Source organism: Salinirubellus litoreus, from assembly GCF_037335815.1.
GTDB classification, from domain to species: domain Archaea; phylum Halobacteriota; class Halobacteria; order Halobacteriales; family Haloarculaceae; genus Salinirubellus; species Salinirubellus litoreus.
Window position 1 is genome coordinate 509544 of the sequence record NZ_CP147842.1, and the last position, 18346, is coordinate 527889.

Annotated in this window: 16 protein-coding genes, 1 tRNA gene and 2 pseudogenes; 9 read left to right on the plus strand and 10 right to left on the minus strand. The window is 62.7% G+C overall.

What is annotated here, in order from left to right:
• Window positions 1-263: 263 nt before the first annotated feature.
• Window positions 264-1213: pseudogene (locus tag WDJ58_RS25395) on the minus strand (transcription initiation factor IIB); the annotation flags it as partial.
• 609 nt (window positions 1214-1822) lie between these two features.
• Here WDJ58_RS25395 and WDJ58_RS25400 point away from each other — a divergent pair.
• A complete protein-coding gene (locus WDJ58_RS25400) occupies window positions 1823-2842 on the plus strand; it encodes a lysylphosphatidylglycerol synthase transmembrane domain-containing protein (protein ID WP_338918372.1) in 1020 nt (339 codons plus the stop codon).
• A gap of 108 nt (window positions 2843-2950) precedes the next feature.
• Here WDJ58_RS25400 and WDJ58_RS25405 read toward each other — a convergent pair whose 3' ends face one another.
• Window positions 2951-3181, minus strand: a complete 231-nt coding sequence (locus WDJ58_RS25405; protein WP_338917929.1) for a DUF5828 family protein — start codon at window positions 3179-3181, stop codon at window positions 2951-2953.
• A 107-nt stretch (window positions 3182-3288) separates the two neighbouring features.
• Window positions 3289-3666, minus strand: coding sequence for a DUF7557 family protein (locus tag WDJ58_RS25410; protein ID WP_338918410.1), 378 nt, complete (start codon window positions 3664-3666; stop codon window positions 3289-3291).
• A gap of 436 nt (window positions 3667-4102) precedes the next feature.
• On the opposite strand from WDJ58_RS25410, the gene WDJ58_RS25415 reads away from it, so the two are divergent.
• The 3 genes from WDJ58_RS25415 to WDJ58_RS25425 all read left to right on the plus strand — a co-directional run bounded on the left by WDJ58_RS25415 (window position 4103) and on the right by WDJ58_RS25425 (window position 5546).
• Window positions 4103-4561, plus strand: a complete 459-nt coding sequence (locus WDJ58_RS25415; protein ID WP_338917930.1) for a DUF2267 domain-containing protein — start codon at window positions 4103-4105, stop codon at window positions 4559-4561.
• 120 nt (window positions 4562-4681) lie between these two features.
• A tRNA-Ser gene (locus tag WDJ58_RS25420) sits at window positions 4682-4765 on the plus strand.
• 538 nt (window positions 4766-5303) lie between these two features.
• Window positions 5304-5546, plus strand: coding sequence for a YgaP family membrane protein (locus WDJ58_RS25425; protein WP_338917931.1), 243 nt, complete (start codon window positions 5304-5306; stop codon window positions 5544-5546).
• Between the two features lie 228 nt (window positions 5547-5774).
• Here the strand turns inward: WDJ58_RS25425 and WDJ58_RS25430 are convergent, their stop codons facing one another.
• Window positions 5775-5993 (minus strand): hypothetical protein, encoded by a 219-nt coding sequence (locus tag WDJ58_RS25430; protein WP_338917932.1) that lies wholly within the window; start codon window positions 5991-5993, stop codon window positions 5775-5777.
• Window positions 5994-6053: 60 nt separating this feature from the next.
• Here WDJ58_RS25430 and WDJ58_RS25435 point away from each other — a divergent pair, with 60 nt between their 5' ends.
• The 3 genes from WDJ58_RS25435 to WDJ58_RS25445 all read left to right on the plus strand — a co-directional run bounded on the left by WDJ58_RS25435 (window position 6054) and on the right by WDJ58_RS25445 (window position 8796).
• On the plus strand, window positions 6054-6743 hold the full coding sequence (locus WDJ58_RS25435; RefSeq protein WP_338918373.1) for a mechanosensitive ion channel family protein: 690 nt from the start codon (window positions 6054-6056) through the stop codon (window positions 6741-6743).
• Window positions 6697-6945 (plus strand): hypothetical protein, encoded by a 249-nt coding sequence (locus WDJ58_RS25440; RefSeq protein WP_338918409.1) that lies wholly within the window; start codon window positions 6697-6699, stop codon window positions 6943-6945. The genes WDJ58_RS25435 and WDJ58_RS25440 overlap by 47 nt, the downstream gene beginning before the upstream one ends.
• Before the next feature lie 1218 nt (window positions 6946-8163).
• Window positions 8164-8796 carry a TVP38/TMEM64 family protein gene (locus WDJ58_RS25445; RefSeq protein ID WP_338918380.1) on the plus strand — a complete coding sequence of 211 codons (633 nt, stop codon included), beginning with the start codon at window positions 8164-8166 and terminating at the stop codon, window positions 8794-8796.
• 14 nt (window positions 8797-8810) lie between these two features.
• On the opposite strand, the gene WDJ58_RS25450 is transcribed toward WDJ58_RS25445, so the two are convergent.
• Together WDJ58_RS25450 and phaC are read right to left on the minus strand one after the other, a co-directional pair.
• Entirely contained in the window at window positions 8811-9059 is a 249-nt protein-coding gene (locus WDJ58_RS25450) for a helix-hairpin-helix domain-containing protein (RefSeq protein ID WP_338918381.1), read from the minus strand.
• Complete coding sequence (gene phaC, locus WDJ58_RS25455; protein WP_380661754.1) at window positions 9023-10654, minus strand: class III poly(R)-hydroxyalkanoic acid synthase subunit PhaC; 1632 nt, start codon at window positions 10652-10654, stop codon at window positions 9023-9025. The genes WDJ58_RS25450 and phaC overlap by 37 nt, the downstream gene beginning before the upstream one ends.
• Before the next feature lie 166 nt (window positions 10655-10820).
• Between phaC and WDJ58_RS25460 the strand changes: the two genes are divergently transcribed.
• Window positions 10821-11549 (plus strand): SDR family NAD(P)-dependent oxidoreductase, encoded by a 729-nt coding sequence (locus tag WDJ58_RS25460; RefSeq protein ID WP_338917934.1) that lies wholly within the window; start codon window positions 10821-10823, stop codon window positions 11547-11549.
• 554 nt (window positions 11550-12103) lie between these two features.
• A complete protein-coding gene (locus tag WDJ58_RS25465; RefSeq protein WP_338918374.1) occupies window positions 12104-12871 on the plus strand; it encodes a hypothetical protein in 768 nt (255 codons plus the stop codon).
• Window positions 12872-13024: 153 nt separating this feature from the next.
• Here WDJ58_RS25465 and WDJ58_RS25470 read toward each other — a convergent pair whose 3' ends face one another.
• From WDJ58_RS25470 to WDJ58_RS25485, 4 genes and pseudogenes are all read right to left on the minus strand, one after another.
• The gene (locus tag WDJ58_RS25470) at window positions 13025-15136 is read right to left on the minus strand and encodes an acetate--CoA ligase family protein (RefSeq protein WP_338918384.1); all 2112 of its coding nucleotides are present in this window, start codon (window positions 15134-15136) and stop codon (window positions 13025-13027) included.
• Between the two features lie 5 nt (window positions 15137-15141).
• The gene (locus WDJ58_RS25475) at window positions 15142-15522 is read right to left on the minus strand and encodes a Zn-ribbon domain-containing OB-fold protein (protein WP_338918375.1); all 381 of its coding nucleotides are present in this window, start codon (window positions 15520-15522) and stop codon (window positions 15142-15144) included.
• Window positions 15523-15524: 2 nt separating this feature from the next.
• Window positions 15525-16681, minus strand: a pseudogene (locus WDJ58_RS25480) (thiolase domain-containing protein).
• Window positions 16682-17012: 331 nt separating this feature from the next.
• Entirely contained in the window at window positions 17013-17918 is a 906-nt protein-coding gene (locus tag WDJ58_RS25485; RefSeq protein WP_338917936.1) for an N-acyl homoserine lactonase family protein, read from the minus strand.
• Window positions 17919-18346 lie beyond the last annotated feature (428 nt).

Sequence of the window (18346 nt, forward strand, 5' to 3'; positions counted from 1 at the left end):
CCGACGTTCGACTCTTCTGCTGACGTTTACGTTGAGTTGGGATGCCACGAATCCGGATCGACCACCCCGTGAAATACAACCATTATTAGGTAATTTTTCGGATGTGATGTATCGGAGTTTGACGGCACTAGTTCCGTCAATCACTGGATCACCTCCAGTGAATCTGTATCCCGAGTTCCCTGCAACTGGGATAGTCGAATGGGATAACTGTACGACGGTTTAGTCGAGAGGAAGTGACCTCGGTTGGGGAGAGACCACTTCTCGGATGCGTCTGCGACCTCTAACAGCTCTTGGTATCGGTTGCGGATAGTCACGACACTGACCGCCTTCTGTGAGGGCTTTTCGCCGGTGAGTTGCCCGGCGGCGTAGATCGCTGCTGCGGCCAGCCCGACCGGGCTCTTCCCGTTGAACACGCCCGTCCCTTTCGCCTCGTGGAGGAGTTCGCGGGCGTGATAGCGGGTTTCGTCTCCCACTTCAGATCGTCGACGATTCGGTCGACGAACCGGAGCGGGTCCGCGGGCTCGACCGCGAGCCCGATCTCCCGGTTGATATACCGGTAGGTACGTTTGAACTCCATCTCACCGATGCGGCTGACGGTAGCGACTTCGTCGATGCTGCGCGGTCGGTTCATTTGCCGGGCCGCGGCGTAGATCGCGGCGGTCGCGACGCCCTCGATCGATCGACCCGGCAGGAGGTCCTCGTCGAGCTCGCGTCGGTAGATGACCGAAGCGGTCTCGCGCACGTCCTTCGGGAGCCCGAGGGCACTACCCATCCGTTCGATCTCCGCGAGGGCCTGCTTGAGGTTGCGCTCCTTGTGGTCGCGTGTGCGGAAGCGTTCGTCCCACGTCCGAAGTCGCTGCATCTTCCGGCGGTGCCGCGAACTAAGCGCGTTTCCGTGGGCGTCCTTGTCCTGCCAGTCGATTACGCTCGAGAGCCCTTTGTCGTGCATGAGATTCGTCGTCGGGGCCCCGACGCGGCTCTTCTCGTCTCTCTCCTCCGGGGTGAACGCGCGCCACTCCGGGCTGGGATCGACCTCGGCCTCGTCGACGACCAGCCCACACTGGGCGCAGACCGTCTCGGTGCGGTCGGCGTTGGACTCTAGCTGTCCGCCACACTCGGGACACGTCGACGCTCGACTCGAAACCCGCGAATCTTCGGTCGATTCCGTATCCAGTGACTCGTTACTGTATGCTCGAAGTGTGGTCTCACTCATTGGGATACCAGTTTGGGAAAGGGGACCTGGAGCTTCCCCACCCTAATACTAACGTAAGATAAGTACTATAAATGTATAACTCTTACTCACAAGAGCCTCCGGCGATCCTGGAAACAGCAAAGAGCCCGTGGAATACCGGAGTCAAGCTGTTGTGGGCGGAACTCTTTCACAACCGGGCGACTCATCGACGTGGAGGCTCGAGTCGATTCCCCTTTATAACTCTATCGTCAAACTTCATGGGATGGCGGTAACCGTACGACCCGAGTCAACAGCCGGAGATAGGGTCCCGTGACTCCCCATGCCGGAATGCAAGAACTGCGGTTCGTTCGTCACGCCCGGATTCGCCCGGGTGTTCGGTGACAATCGAAACGAGGTTCACGGGTGCAAGAACTGCCTGAAGATGGCCGAGATACGGGACGGGGGCACGGCTTAGTTCGGGCCGTCATTCGCTATTCGCGATACGTGCGCCCGAACACGACAGAAGCCAATTCGTCCGGTCAGATAGTCCTCGGTCCGGCAGGTAAACGGGAGGTGTCCGAGGTAACGTGGTGCGAGTCGCCGATGTCATATCAGTACAGTTGATACCCGACGATGCGGACTCTCGAGCAGATGGGTTCACGGAAACCGCAGACGAGAGCGACTCTCGTTAGTTTCGTCCTCGCGATCGTTCTCCTCTCTGCGCTTCTCTATATCGTCGGCGTGGCGGATATACTCGCGGTTCTGGGCGCAGTCGATCCCGTGGTGGTCGGTGTCCTCTCGGGCGTCGTCCTGTGCTGGATCGGCGTGTGGAGCGGATCGTTACGCATCGTCCTCCGAGTCCTCGATCTACCCGACCCGCCCGTTCGGACGTTCCTCGCATATACCAGCATGATGTTCTGGGACAACATTACACCCTTTTCGACGGTCGCTGCGGACCCTATCGCTGCGGGGATACTCGCCGAGACGTTCGATGTGGAGTACGAACGAAGCCTCGCTATCGTCATCACGGTCGATTTCCTCAATTTCGTCCCAGCACCCCTTTTTGCCATCGTTGGCCTCCTCTACGTCGTGGCGACCGCCGCCGCGGGGGATATCATTGGGACTATTATGATCCCCCTCATTGCGGGCTTGGTGCTCCTGACGCTTGTCAGTTACCTCTCCTGGCAACATCGACAGCTGCTCGGCAGCGCGGTCGTCACAGCGATCGCAAGGACGACACGGATGCTCGGGCGGATCGTCCCGGGTATCGAAGCCCAGGAGCGACACGAGCTCCAGTGGCGCATGGATACGCTTCTCGAGCAACTAGAAACGGTCGCGACTCATCGACGAGCACTCGTGCTCGTCCTCCTGCTCGCGGTTACCGGGTGGGCGTTCCTGTCGCTCGCCCTCTGGCTTTCGCTCTACGCTGTCGGCGTGGTTATTCCGCCCGGTGTCACTCTCTTCGCCGTCCCCCTGGTGACCGTCGTCGAACTCGTCCCCCTCCCCGGCGGTGTCGGTGGACTGGAACCTCTACTCGTGCTGCTCCTTGCGTCAACAACGGGCGGTTCACTCGCAGCCGTGACGGCGGGCGTTCTCGTGTTTCGACTCGGCACACACTGGGTTCCAATCGTCCTCGGTGGAACCGCGCTCCCCGTTCTCCTGGCTCGTTGATCGACGGCCTACCTTGACGGGAAGGGCGACTCCGACGTCGCTGGGATGGCACCTCGGCCCGGCCTGGGTCGTGTCGATCACACGAAGCCCATGCTCGATGGCGCCCTCTCACTTTTCGAGCATGTCTTCGGGCCCATCCCCTTCGACCTTCTCGATCGATTCGAGGACCCGTTCGATATCCTCTTCGGCTGCCTGTCCGGCCTGTTCGCCAGCACCTTCTTCGATGCGAGTCTGTTCGACGGTCTTCTCGCTCACTTCCTCACCAAGTGCTTCGTGAGCTTTCGGCCGCCAGTCGTCACACTCGGCGAGTGCGTCCGCATCGATGTCGCTCTCTCGCAACGCTCGGGCGATCCGCTCACCGTGAGCGACGACCTCATCCCATCATCCGTGGACAAGAAAGCCGGAGACGCGTTCTTCCATAACGGACGGTCATCTCGAACGGTGACTCACTCCGAGTATCCTTCCTGGAGGAATTCCCCTTCCGTCTCGTAGATGGAAACTAACTCCGTGATGAACTCCTCGTGGAACCAGTGGTCCTCCTCACTGTATCCCTCGAGAACAGCCCCGTTGGCCTCGATGATCCCCCTGATAATGTCGAGTTTGCCGAGGATCCACTCGATGCGATAGAGCTGCTGGACGGTGTCCGGCGCTTCGCCCTCGAACTCGTCGAGGGTCGAGACCGACGATATCTTATCGCTTTCTCGGAGCGTTTCGGTTAGCGCCTCGAGCGCGGTCGGCGATCCCGTGACCCAGACGTATGGTGGCCCGGCTCTGCGTTGGGACGATCCGCTCGAGTTCAGCAGAGAGTCCGTTGCCACCAGCAATGTAGCTCCCGAGTTCGAAGCGCTCCGTCGAGATCGTAAACTCGACCAGTATAGTCACACCCAGGAATCTCCTCGGGGCGATTCTTCGGACGACATTGCGGTGTTCGAATACCGGAAACCGTCGGCGAATAAACCGGTCGCCCGAGCTCCGGCGGAGTTCCGACCCGGATTCGCTATCCAGGATGGGGATGGACGAGAGACCCGACTGGCCCCTCGCTTTCAGGCGTGACTGATTGGAGAACTTCGGACTGTACCTGGCCACCTCAAGCCCCGTTCGGATGAGCAGGAGAAGGAGAACGCGTGGCTAACTGACTTCCAGCCCGGCGACGCCCTCCGGGATGGCACCCGAATCGCCACGACGTGCTGTAGTCTCTTTCCCACACCGCAGGAATAGGCGCGATGATTGATGCTACCGTCGCGGGAAGGGTCGAATGGCATGGATTTCGACGAGTTCACAGGGACGGTCCAGCACCGACTCGAACTGCCGGCTACCGGCGAGACGATGCGGGCGATTCGGGCGACGCTGATGACACTGGGACAGCGGATCCAGGACGGAAACGCCGAAGACCTCGCCGCCTCGCTCCCGATGGAGATTAAGTGGTACCTGACCGGCGCGGTTCACGAGCACGGCCAGCGGTTCGACTGGTCGGAGTTCGTAACACGGGTCGCCGAGATCGAGCACGTAGACAGGTCGGATGCCGCGTATCACGCCCAGGTCATCATCGACCTCGTGAGGACGCTGGTCCCGCCGTCGGACTTCCAGCAGCTCCGGGACCAACTCCCGGAGAGCGAAGACGACGAGAACTGGCGGAAACTGTTCGAGGTCGTCGACGCCGGTGGCTGGGGCGACGCTCAGGAGGCACAGACCGGTGGCGGGCCACAGACTGAGGGATAGAGACGACGGGGCAGCCCTCAGAGTGACCCCCAGCGCTGTACGTCGAACCTGCAGCGGTCGTCGACGGCGACTAAGGACGAAACGATAAACCCCACTCAACGGGCACCGTACGTCACAATAGGTGGGATGGCAGAGTGGACGAATGTGCCTGCCTGGAAAGCAGGTGGCCGAGAGGCCTCGTGGGTTCGAATCCCACTCCCACCGTTCTCCGAGGAGTGAAATACGACCAGCAAACGATCGACATTTTGACCGAGCCACCCTGTACAACGCACACGAGCAAAGGGAGCGACCGTCTCTCGGCCGGCCCAGAATCCTGTCGATATCGCCACGACTACTCTTACGAAACGCGATACTCACATTTCGGGACGCGTATACCGAGGTCGTATCCACGAGCTCCGATCACGACGCTGTCGGCAATGCTCCGAGTCTTGCCAATCTGCCGACCTCGGACTGATGAAGTCGTTGTCCCCGCCTGGAATCCTTGGTACCGGATTCTTTCATCACGTCACGGAGACGGCGTACGTACCGGTCTTTTAGCCTTGCTGAGAGGTTCAGTCGAATCCCGCACGAACCCCGCTAGTGAATCAGGATTCCCGCCGTTCGGACGGCCGACCCGGGGGGTACGCGGGCGAGTAATAACAGACCGAACGGCTGCCACACACAGGGATTCTTCTCCTCAACTGGGATCCATCTTACGAGCTTTTGTTTATGACGCACCATGATGTGTACTGGTGGAGACATCATGGATAAGAACGTTGGCGGTTACGATCGAATCGGGCGGTTCGTGGTCGGTGCAGTATTCCTCGTGGCGGGAATCGCTGGCTACGCCGGTATGTTGCGAGTCGCTGTAGGACCCGTCCCACAGGCTCTTCTGGCGTTGATGCTCGTCCTGATCGGAGCGATTTTGCTCGCGACTGGATACATCCAGAAGTGCCCGATCAACAGCGTGCTGGGGATGAACACCTACGAGTCCCGCAGTCGCTGACCCGGGCCCAACTACCATCTGTTTGATCCGCTCTCCATGTACTAAGCGCGACTTTCACATATCCGCAGGATGCCCGTTTCCAGTGGTATCACGTCAGGGTTGTCGCTCATCGGGAGGACCGGATCCGATGCCCATCGATTGGGTGGCCGAACCACGACTCGGGACTGACGGGCGAGCTCTTGTCAAGAAAGAGTAAACACCGAGTGTCCGCTTTCACCGTGCCCGAAATCACGGCTCCCGGGCGTCGTTGAGCTCGCGATCGGACGTCGCGATGACGAGGTCGTCCGCGTTGTAGACGACCTCCGTCCCTTCCTGGAGGTCGCGGACGGTTACCTCGGTCCCGTCGGTGGTCCACTCCGCTCGGAGACCGTCTCGTTCGACCGCGTCGAAATCTGTCTCCGAGAGGGCGTGCGCGAGTCGATCGAACGCGTCGTTTCCAAGTGGCATTTATTACTGGCTCGGACGCGGCCTCCGAAGTTAATACCCTCGGAGTGACACTCCGGGGATATGGTGCTCCCCCTGACGTTCGGTGGGCTGGTCACGTCGGCGCTCGGTGACCTCCTCACACGCCTGTTCGATGCCGCGCAGGCGGCCGGCCTCTTCACCGGGATCCTCTTGGTAGTGTACCTCCCTGGACGGCTGCTGGTTGTCCCGGCGCTCCAGCGACTGGAACCGGTCGTGCCGATCTCCGAGACGGTCACCCATCCGTTCATCAAGATCACGAACGCCGCCTTCGCGTTGTTCTCCCTCTACCTGGCGGTTCCGTTGTCGGGACTGGCCACGACGCCGACGACGATCACGGCCCTCTCGGCAGCAGCGACCCTCGCTATCGGCTTCGCCTCCCGGGACGTCCTCAGTAACCTGGTGAGCGGCGCGTTTATCGTGACCGACCCGAAGTTCCACATCGGTGACTGGATCATCTGGAAGGACAGGCAGGGGATCATCGAGGACGTCAGTTTCCGCGTCACCCGCGTCCACACGTTCAACAACGAGCTCATCACGGTTCCGAACTCGGAGCTCACGGCGAACGCTGTCGTAAATCCCGGCGCGAAGGACGCGCTCCGTATTGCCCAGGAACTTCCGGTCAGTTACGAGGACACTGTCGCCCACGCGGAGGGTCATCATCGACGTCGCCCGCGAGCACAAGGAAATCCGCGACCGGCCACGAGCGACCGTCCGGGTCGAGGAACTGGGTGACTCGGCGCTCGTGCTGATGGCCCGGTTCTGGATCGACGACCCAGCGCGGGCGAACGTCCTCCGCATCCGGTCGGAGTTCATCGAGCGGGTAAGCGAGCGATTCGCCGAGGAGGGCATCGAGATGCCGTACCCGCAACGCGAGCTCTCGGGGAACATCGAGACCCACGCGGCACCCGGACAGGCGTCGCTTGTCGATGAGTGACGCGGAGTCGAGCGACGGGAAAGCACGTCCCTCGGTCGGATCCCTGCCCGGCAGTTCTGGCAAACTCCGATCCCATCCAGACGTTCACTCATGAAGAGTCCTCCCTGCCGAGTCCCGGTCGAAGGAAAGACCACACCGTTCTGGCTATCGATCCCGGTGTTCTCACCCATAGCCTGATCTCTCCATCGAGCCGCGCCGAACGTATAGTTAATAGAATACTACCTCCCGAGCCAGATCGGCTTCAGAGAGCCGCTTGGTGAGACCGAGAAAGAGACTGTGCCGCGTGTCGTACTCCCGCACCTCCCAGACTAATTTCCGCTATTGGCTTAGAGTTGGTCACGGTTTCGACCAATGCGATATGTTGACATTGATGAAATCGTTGCCTTCCCCGGACATGTGGACGTCTATCCGATCGACGGTACAACAGTACCGGCCGAGATGTTTGCCACAAGCCGAGAGTCGGGGCATTCAATAAGCAATATATCGGAGAGTCGTTCGAGTTTCCGATAGGCCGTTGAAAGGGGTAGACCTCACGCGTCGGACAACTCGGAAGCGGTGAGTCTCTAATTCGTCGTCACTCGGGAGATAGCTTTCTATCTCGAATCAGCCAGTGCGATCAGATCGGCTTCCCGGGATTGTTCGTCGGTGCGAAACGCCAGCTCCGATCCGTCAGGGGTTCAGTATCGGTCCCAAGTCACGACTCGGTGATTTTTCATATGCCTGGTGAATTTTATAGTTATCTGTGTAGAACTGTCTCGAGAGATCGATCGGGTCACCGTCTTGTATCGGTCCGGTCTCTGGACCTTCGAACCCGAGCGCCGGTTACCACGAGTCAGACGAGCTGGACTGGGCGGTCGGATTGGGCGACGAACCGACTCCCCACGACCTCGCCCGGTTGATCGACGTAGACATCCCCGTCGTGCGAGTCCGATACGAACTCGAGGAGAAGAATGTCACGCTAAAGACGGTGCTCGACCGGCACACGGAGGAATTAGGCCTCTGACCGCCGGACGCCGGGCCCTCATCGGTCGCAAGGCGGGCAAGCGGAGAGACGAGTCGTCGCGGATGTCTGGACTCCTGAGACTATAACAACCGGATCCCATCATGGTGAACGGAGACGGGATGGATACAGCTCTCGGTGGAGGGCGAACTCGGAGCAGCGAGGTACAGGTATTCTCGTCGGCCCGGAGTCGACGACGGTTTGCGACTCACTTGCTCGTGGCTGTCGTCGCCCTCGTCGCCGTGACGGTCGTCGTCCGACAGCACTTCACGTTCCTAGCCGACGCCGACGCGCTACGGTCGATCATCCGACAGTACGGGTTCTGGGCGCCGCTCGTTCTGGTGGTCCTCCAGATACTGCAGGTCGTTCTGGCGCCGATCCCCGGACAGGTCCTGGCGGTCGTCGCCGGCTATCTCTTCGGCGCGTGGTGGGGTACCCTCTACAACATGATCGGGATCGCCATCGGGAGTTCCATCGCGTTCTGGCTGTCTCGACGGTTCGGCCGGGCATACGTGGAGAACATCGTCCACGAGGAGGCGCTCGCATCGTTCGACGCGATCAGCGACGACTACGGCCGGGCGACGCTTTTTCTCCTGTTCCTCGTCCCCGGCCTTCCGGACGACGTGCTCTGTTTCGCCGGCGGGCTGACCGAGATCCCGCTCCGACAGCTCATTTTTCTCGCGGTGATCGGTCGAACGCCGGCGTTCTTCCTCGCGAACGTCGTCGGTGACTTCCTCGGCACCGGCCGGGGCACGGCCGCGATCGCGCTGACCGTCGCTCTCTCAATCCTGGCCGTGCTCGGATACCTGAACCGTGACCGGATCGTCCGTCTGTTCTCGAGCGAACCATAGAACACACGGCTCGGTCAGTCGTCGGCGGTTCGTTCGATCGTGGTGGTTCGGTCGCCCCATTCGGTGGCCTCCTCAACACTCACCCCGGCAGCGTCGGTAACCGCGTCGACGTCCGAATCCGCGAGGTCCACGATCCTGCGGATACCCCCTTGCCGGAGCCGTTCGGCGTAGGTCGGGCCGATACCATCGACGGTTTCGAAATGTCGACCGGACTCGCCCGACCGCTCTACCCCTCGGCCAGATCGCGTGCCGACTCCACCCAGTCTTGAGCTTGATCGCGGGTCGCCTCGGCGGCCGCGGCGACGGTCTCCGGCTCAGTGGTGGCGAGCGACATGACGTCCTCGATCCCTGCCTCGCGCAGTCGACCCGCGTAGGTGGGTCCAATCCCCTCAACGTCCTCCAGTTCGACCGCGGCCGCGAGGTCGGCGTCCTCGATTGCCTCCTCGATCTCCTCGCTGATGGCCGCGGCGATTCCCATAACGACTACCCTGCCGGCCGTCTCATCGCCCTGTACCTGGACGACGATGCCGTCGGACCCTTCACTGATCCGGATATCGACGCCCAGTGCATCCTCAACGAACCGTCGGATCGACTCAACGTCGCGCTGGACGATCCCGTGATCGATGTGACCGGATTCGCCGGCGATCCGGACCTCTACTTCGTCCGCGCCCCCGACAGTCACGTCCGTTTCGACATCGTAGCCGAGCACCTCTTCGATGCCCTCGCCGATGACGTCCGCGAGCGAGGGCGCTCCCGACTGCTCGAAGAACCACTCGGCGACCTCTGGCCAAACGTCACGGTGGACGGTGTCGGACATCGACAGGCCGACGTGCCCTGTCGGATACTGAATGACCGTCACGTCGGCGGGGATCACATCGTTGAACGCTAGACTCGCCTCATTCGGCACGAGGTTGTCGTACTCGCCGACGATCTGTAACACCGGCATGTCGAGATTCATAATATCGACGTGTTCGCCGCCGACCTCCAGTTCGTTTCTGTAGAGACAATTGCTCTGATAGATATCCTCCAAGAATTGGACGTAGACTTCGCTGGCAACGTCGACCCCGTCGGAGAGCCAGCGCTCCATCCGGGCGAAGTTCTCGACGAAATCCTCGTTCTCGAGTCGGTCGTACAGGTGGACGTACTTCGTGAGGTAGTTCGCGATGGGATCCATCAGCGCGAACCCGATAGCGAGGAATTCCGCTGGAACGGTCCCAAACATCTCGGTCACACCGCGAGAGTCATAGTACGCCCCGTCACCCCACAGCTCGAGGATTCCGCCGCTGTCCTCGAAGTAGAGGCCCGTCGCCATCAGCCCGAGCGTTTTGACCTTCTCGGGGTGGAGCGCGGCGTAGATGGTCGACAGCGTCCCCCCCATGCAGTAGCCGAGTACGTTGATCGCGTCCTGCCCCGAACGGTCGCGAACGACGTCCACACAGTTGTCGATGTAGCGTTCGACGTAGTCGTAGATGCCGAGCGATACGTCCAGCCGTGACGGTTCTCCCCAGTCGATCAGATACACGTCGTGACCTGCCTCCAGCAGACGACGGACGACTGAACGATCGGGCTGGAGGTCCAGTATGAAGGGTTTGTTGATCAGGGCGTACACGACGAGGATGGGGACGTCGTGCTGTGACTCGGTCAACGGTTCGTAGTGCAGGAGCTCCAGCTTGTTTTCCGTGTAGACGACCTCACTGGGAGTCTCACCGACGTCTACCGATGCCATCGAGGTCAGGCGGTCGTCAGCGATAGCCGACTTCCGAATCACGTCAGCGGCCGTCTTCATTACCTCGCGTTGAATGGCCGCCGTATTCGTGACTGGGTTTGACTTCGTCGGCTCCCAACTATTGTCGGTCATAGGATCGGACCTCGCTTCGCTCACTCGGGTGTCCACAGTCGAGCTCTCGTAGCATTCGACTTCTCCGCGAGACTCGGTCCCCGGTGAGGGTATATCCTCCTTCGGTTCTCATGAAATGGGTACCAGGAATCGATTGATTTCAGCCGAGGATCCACGCCTACGTACCATGCTAGACAGCAAGGTCGCCATCATCACCGGCGGTGCGTCGGGGATCGGCCGGGCCACCGCTGCGGAGTTCATCGCGGAGGGTGCGGAGGTCGTGATCGCGGACATCGACGAGGACCGTGGAACCGCCGTCGCCGAGGAACTGGGCTGTGAGTTTGTCCGCACGGACGTGAGCGAGTACGACCAGGTCGATGAACTTGTCGAGTCCACCGTCCAGGAGCACGGGAGGCTCGACGTCATGGTGAACAACGCCGGGATCGGCAGCGAGACCAGTATCGAAGAGATGGAACTGGAGGAGTGGCATCGGGTCGTCGAGGTGGACCTCAGCGGGGTGATGTACGGGATGAAGGCCTCCCTCCCGCACTTGGACGAATCGGACGGATGTATTATCAACACGGCTTCGATCTACGGGCTGGTGGGCGGAAAGGGCGCGGCCTCCTACTCGGCGGCCAAGGGGGGCGTCGTCAACCTCACCCAGCAGGTGGCGATCGACTACGCCGACGAAGGCATCCGCGTCAACAGTGTCTGCCCGGGCTTCGTCGACACGCCGATGACGGAAGAGTTGCTGGAGTCAGAGCGGTTCTACAGTTTCCTTGAGGCGAACACGCCGATGGACCGCCCGGCCCAGCCCGAGGAGATCGCCCCCGTGATCGCGTTCCTCGCCTCGGAGAAGGCCTCCTACATGACCGGGGCGAACGTCCCCGTCGACGGTGGGTGGACCGCGCACTGACCGATGTTCCCGACCCACAGCCGTCTCAGGCCCGGTTCCGGAGGGAATCTCCTCTGGTTCTCGATAGACAATCCCGCACGCCGACGACAGAGACTCGAGGAGTAACGGTCGAGCGGGAGCTCGGATCCCCGAAACTCGCCCCGTGTGACGCACACAGGTAAAATATCGCTTCGCCGCCTCACCGGAGCCCCACCGGTAGTCATCACGCCAGTAGTCCTCCGACCGTCGATAGTCCGGGGTTCGTATTCCACGCGCCGGAGGAGAGGCACACTGACTGACGGAGCGACCGGGCAAGACAGAGAAAGGGAACGCAGTTCGCTGCTGTCCTCGGGTTGAGGTCCCTGGCTATCTCGGGCGCACGCTTTTTTCAAGCCACACCCATAGGTCAGGTACAATGAACACCAACCAGAATTCTGGATCGCTATCCAGGATCGGTGTGTGGCTCTCGAACCCGGGACCGAGCTGGTAACGCCGCGTTCAGCCGGCCGTTTCGAGTCACCGAGATCTCACCCGATCGTCTCCGGATCCGCTTCGACGATAGCGGCGAGGAGCGCGTGCTCAGGCGGGAACAGTTCGGGATCCTCGCCGACCGTCTGGAGGAACACCGACTCGCCGTTGCCGAACTCCCACACGGCGTCGAGCCGTACGCCACGATCCTGACGCCGCTGGCCGACTATGGCGTCGAGGACGACGACATCGTCTACTTCTCCGACCCCGAGATGGGCGGCGGGAGTCCATACCTCATCTCGCCGGCAGAGGCCCGCACGCACCCCGAGCGTCTCTACGATGACGCAATCTTGCTGGCGGACCTACTCGAGTCGCTGGATGCTGGCGATCCCGAGCGGCTCGAGACAGACTCATTGACCGACCTGTACGTCCTCCTCTCGGATGTACAACACGAGGCGGACCGCCTCCGACAGACCGCTCGGGAGTCGCTTCTGGCCCGCCTCAGTTCGGATCAGGAATTACACGGCAGGTTCGGGACGATACGTCGAACGACCCGCGAGCGCCGGCAGCCGAAGGACGACGAGGCGGTATTTGACGCCCTGGACGAGCGCAGTATTCCCCGCGAGTGGGTGCTCGGAGTAGATCGCGACAGGCTCGACGTCGTGTTGGCCGTGACCGACCTCGATGAGGACGAAGTGTACGATATCGAAGAGCAGGACTGCGTCCAGAAGATCCACGTCGAGGAGGAGGCGAAGTATTCCAGACTGCAGGACCTCGCGGACCGACTCGAGGAGATCGAAGGGGCGGATGCCGAAGAACTTCGCGATGACATCCTCGAGTTGGAGGCCCGCTTGAACGAGGCGTTGTCGGCCTGATGCTGGCGCCAGATGCTGCTGTCGATACGTTGTGCTGCTGAGGACTGCCCCGGGGTTGGATCGGATGGAACAAGAGAACCCGATGTAGGGATTCGATCGATTCGAACTCCGGGAGCGATTGGACCGGAGTAACGGACCCGACTTGACGGACGATCAGGAGGTCGACAACGCCTCCGGATCGATGGTCAGGCGCAGGTCGATCGCGTACACGCTGTCGGGAGAGACGACGAGCGGATTGACGTCGAGTTCTTCGATCGCGGGGAAGTCGGTCACGAGCTGGGAGATCCGCTGGATCGTCTCGACGACGGCGTCGAGGTCCGCCGGCGCCCGGCCCCGTGCACCGCGGAGCATCGGAGCGGCCTGGATCTCCTCGGTCATCTCGCGGGCCTCGCGCTCGGTGACCGGTGCCACCCGGAACGACGTGTCCTCGAAGATCTGGACGAAGATTCCGCCGAGCCCGAACATCACGAGGTGGCCGAACTGGGAGTCCCGCTTCGCGCCGACGATCGTCTCCGTACTCTCGTCCGGATCGACGAGTGCCTCGACGTGCACACCGAGGATCGTCGCCTCGGGGTCGTGATCGGTCGCCCGCTCGCGGATCGCCTGGAAGGTCTCTCGGACGTCCTCGAGCGGAACACCGACCTCGACGCCGCCAACATCGGACTTGTGGACGATGTCCGGGCTGACGATCTTCATGACGACCGGCCCGCCGATCTCCTCGGCGATCGACTCGGCCTCCGGGGCGCTCTCGGCGAGGCCACTCGCCGGCGTGGGGATCCCGTACGCGTCGAGCAGGTCCATCGCCTCGACGCCGAGGTAGTCGACCCCGCGGTCGACCGCCTCAGCGAGTATCTCGTGCGCCCGCTCCCGGTCGACGTCGAACTCGGTCGGCGATCCGTACTCTCGCTCCCTGACGTCCCGGTAGTTGGCGAGCGCGGTGAGGCTCGGGACCGCCCGGGCGGGGTCGAAGTAGTTGGGGATACCGTACGACGCCAGTTCTTCGGCCGCCCGGTCCGCCTCCTCGCCGCCCATCAGACACGCCACCACCGGCTTCCCGTGCCGTTCCTGCAGATCTCCGATAGCCTCGGCCAGCTCGTCGAACTCGAAGAGGGCCGTCGGGATCGAGAGGACGACGGCACCGCCCACCGTCTCGGCGCCCAGGACGATATCGAGCGCCTGCCGGAACCGGTCGAGGTCCGCATCGCCGATGATATCGAGCGGGTTGGTCGGGTCGGCCTCCTTCGGGAGTAGCTCCACGAGTTCGGCGCGCAGGTCCTCGTCGAACTCGGCAACGGTCAGCCGCGATTCGCCGATGGCGTCGGTCGCCAGCACGCCCGGCCCCCCGCCGTTCGTGACGACCGCCACGTCGTCGCGGTCGAGGAGCGGTTGCCCGGCGAGGACCTGCCCGAAGTCGAACACCTCCTGGATGTTCATCGCCCTGAGCGCCCCCGCCTGGCCGAGTCCGGCCTGGTAGGCCTGGTCGCTGCCGGCGATAGAGCCGGTGTGTGAGGCTGCGGCCTCGGCGCCTGCCTCGGTCCGGCCGGACTTGATGACCACGAGTGGGGTGTCCCTCGTCACCTCCCGGGCCGTCTCGATGAACGCCTCTCCGTCGTCGATGTCCTCGAGATACGCGAGGATGACGTCCGTGTCCGGGTCCTTGCCCCACTCGGCGAGGAAGTCGACCTCGTCGAGGACGGCCTCGTTGCCCAGCGAGACCACGTGTCTGAACCCGACCCCGTGCTGGGCCGCCCAGCCCAACACCGCGGCGATGAACGCCCCCGACTGGCTCATCAGCGAGACGTTCCCCTCCGGGGGACATCCCCGGGCGAACGTCGCGTTCAGCCCGTTGGACGTGTTGATGACGCCGACGCAGTTCGGCCCGACCAGGTCGAGGTCGTACTCCTCGGCGACCTCGATCAGTTCCGCCTCCCGTTGCCGACCTCGGTCGCCGGTCTCGCTGAATCCCGCCGTGATGACGACGACGGTCCCGATGCCGGTTTCGCCGGCCCCCCGGAGGACGTCGACCGCCTCAGAGGCAGGCACGACGACGATGGCCAGGTCTATCGACGACGTGTCCGGGACGGCGTCGATCCCTGGATAACACCTCTCGCCGAATACCGTCTCGCGGTTCGGGTTGACCGCGAGCACCTCTCCCTCGAACGACGAGAGGTTCTCCATCAGTGCCCGGCCGACCGAGCCCTCGCGATCGGTCGCCCCGATGACCGCAACTTGCTCCGGCGCGAACAGCGTCGAGAGGTCGGACACGGCGCTCACGCCTCCGCCGGACGGAACGTGAGGAGCGGCGCTCCCTCATCGCGCGGTTCGGTGTCGAGAAGCACCTCGTCGCCGATGGCAATGTCCTCCGCGGTCGCCTCCCGGAGTTGGCCCGTGAGTTGTATCCCCTCAGCCAACTCGACGAGGAGGACGGTGTAGGGGGTCTCCCCGTGGAACTTCGGGGTCGTGACCGAGATCTCGGTGAACGACAGGACCTCACCCCGGTCCGAGAGCGCTTCCCGCGTCAACTCGGTCGACCCGCAGTCGGGACAGATCTGACGGGGTGGGAGCGTCGCCTCCCCGCACGCCTCGCAGACGAGGTACTGCCCGTCGCCCGATGCGATGGCGTCCGTGAAGTCGTCGAACCATGCAGGCATACTCACGCACCTCCGAGGACCGTCACGGTGGTGCTCGCACCGCTCCCGCCGACGTTGTGTGCGAGGGCGATCTCGGCGTCGTCGACCTGGTTCGGATGCCGTCCCTCGAGCTGTTTCGTCAGTTCGACGACTTGGCCGATCCCGGTCGCGCCCACCGGATGGCCCTTCCCGAGGAGGCCGCCCGACGTGTTGACCGGGAGTGTGCCATCGACCGCCGTCTCTCCCTCGACTGCCCCCCGTGTCCCCTCGCCCCGCTCGTAGAACCCCAGCGCCTCGATCGCCAGGACCTCCGCGATGGTGAAGCAGTCGTGGACCTCCACCACGTCGACCTCGTCGGGCGTGACGTCGGCATCGCGGTAGGCCGCCCGGGCCGCGCGCTCGGCCGCCGGCGTCCGGGTGATAGACGCCCGGTCCTGGAGTGCCACGGCGTCGCTCGACTGACCCGTCCCGAGAACGCTCGCCGACGTGTCGAGGTCGTTCTCCGCTGCGAACTCGTCGCTCACCATGACGACGGCGCTGGCCCCGTCGGAGACCGGACACGCGTCGTAGAGGACGAGCGGCGTGGCGATCGGTTTCGATTCCAGGACCTCCTCGGTGGTCAGTTCCTCTTGGAACTGTGCGAGGGGTTCTCGACTGCGTTGTTGTGGTTCTTGACCGAGACGGCGGCGAGATCCCCGTTCGTCGCATCGAACTCGTGCATGTAGCGGCGGGCCATGAGCGCGTAGATCCCGGGGAAGGTCAGCCCCTGCTCGTTCTCGTAGACATCGTCGGCCGCGTTGGCCAGCGCGTCGGTCACGTGCTCGATATCGGCGACGGACATGAGTTCGACCCCGCCCGCGAGCACCACGTCGGCAGCCCCCGATTCGATGGCCGACACGGCCTGCCGGATGGTCGCACCTCCGGACGCACAGGCGCTCTCGATCCTGACCGAGGCCGCCTCGCGGGCGCCGACGTGGTCCGCCAGGAGCGGTCCCATGTGCCCCTGGTCCTCGATGAGGTCGCCCATGAAGTTCCCGACGTAGACGGCGTCTACGTCACCGGGGAAGAGAGGGGTCCCTTCGAACGCCTCGGCGGCCGCCTCGCCGAACAGCTCCCGCGACGAGGACTCCGGGTGTTGGTCGTACTTCGTACTCGCTACGCTTGCGATTATCGCTCCCATCTCGTGCCCCGGTACCGTAACCCGGGGATTAACATCACCGGTCGTTCCCGTTCGACAGGAATCGACTATCGTCGCGCTTCGATCGGACACGGCTGACGTGAGGTCTTTCTTCCGATCAGCGATCGAGGCTAGGGTTCGTATCACTCATGCCTATCGTGGGCGATCGCCGGGTATGCCCAACTGGTGCGCTCGGTGTGGCCCTCGGCGAGGACGATATTCGTGTCTCCGTCATGGATGCACTCTCCCCACGGATCTGGATGACCGGCGCAGCGCTTCTCGTCCGGTCGTGCGCCACACACCGTCTATCGATGAGAAAGGATTGCGGAGCCGATTACGGCGGACCGGGATTGTCAACGAGGGTGCTGTGCTCGCTGAACATGAACTCGGGAAGGCTGATCTCTTCGGGATCGTATTCCGTACCGGGCACTTCGTTGTAGAGACGTGACACGACTTCACCGCGTTCGTTCGTCCGTGCAGGACGGTCGTGTACCGGCAGGACGAACTCGCCCTCGTAGAGCGCCTGCTTGACCGCGGTCTTCTCCTGTCGTTTGCTCGTCCCGTGGTTCCCCGTCGGTGCCGGCTCCTTGACGCCGACGCGCCCCGAGTTGGCGGGCGGGTGAGGCTCCTGAACCTGATCGTGGATATCGTAGATGACGTCGCCGCAGATGACGGCCGTCCCTTCGTCGGTTTCGACGTGCACGTTCATCGACCCCTCCGTGTGACCGCCGGCCGCGTGGCACGTGACGCCCGGGATGATCGTCTCCGGGCCGTCGTCGAGGTCGAGCAGCGCGAGCGCTTCGTCCTCGTGTAACCGATCGACGAGGTGTTTGACGTCCTCGGGTGGGTACTGCTTGCCCATGATCCCCGAGACGGAGTACTCCATCTCCCGGCGGTTGAGTGCCACCGTCGTGCTCATCGGGAACTGATCGTCCTGGCCCCCGTGATCGATGTGCATGTGGGTGTGAAGGATCCACCCGATGTCCTCGAAGTCGTACCCGTGCTGTCCGAGTTGGTTCTCGAGTCTCATCTCCGGCGGCCGGTAGCCCTGCATCCCAAGCCGCTGCATGATGTCCTCCTCGCGGAATCCCGTGTCGACGAGTACGGGTTCCTCGCCGCCCTCGATCAGGAACGCGTTGGTCGGCGCGGGGACGTCCTGACCGAGCTCCCGACCCAGGACGAGGAAGCTCGACTCGAGCGTGATGTCACCTGTGTCTAGTACCTTTATTTCGAGTCCCATGGGGATCAACCCGTTCGATCACGGGGCTCCAGGGGAGGTATCGCTTCGGATACTTCTCGATCACTGGGATGTTACCGATCGACTATACGTGTGCGGAACTCCCCTTCTCGCCTGGCGAGGGTCGAACGTCGAGACCCCGGAGTGAAGGGGGCGGCGCATCGCTGTGGACGTCCCCGATCGCACCGACGGAACGATCACGGACGACGATCCCGGAGGAGGTTCTCGTTTTCCTTCCTCGGGTCGACGGCGAGTCCGAACTCGTTCTCATGGTTTCGGACGGGGCGAGTTGCCGTTGGGAAAGCAGGTACGCCAGCGGGGACTGCGCGAGGAACTCGAACCCGATCTCCGACGCGATCGACACCGAGTGGTGTTGACGGCCTCTCCACGCGGCCCGCGAGCGAAAGGCACCGAAACGATTCCTGCTCGGT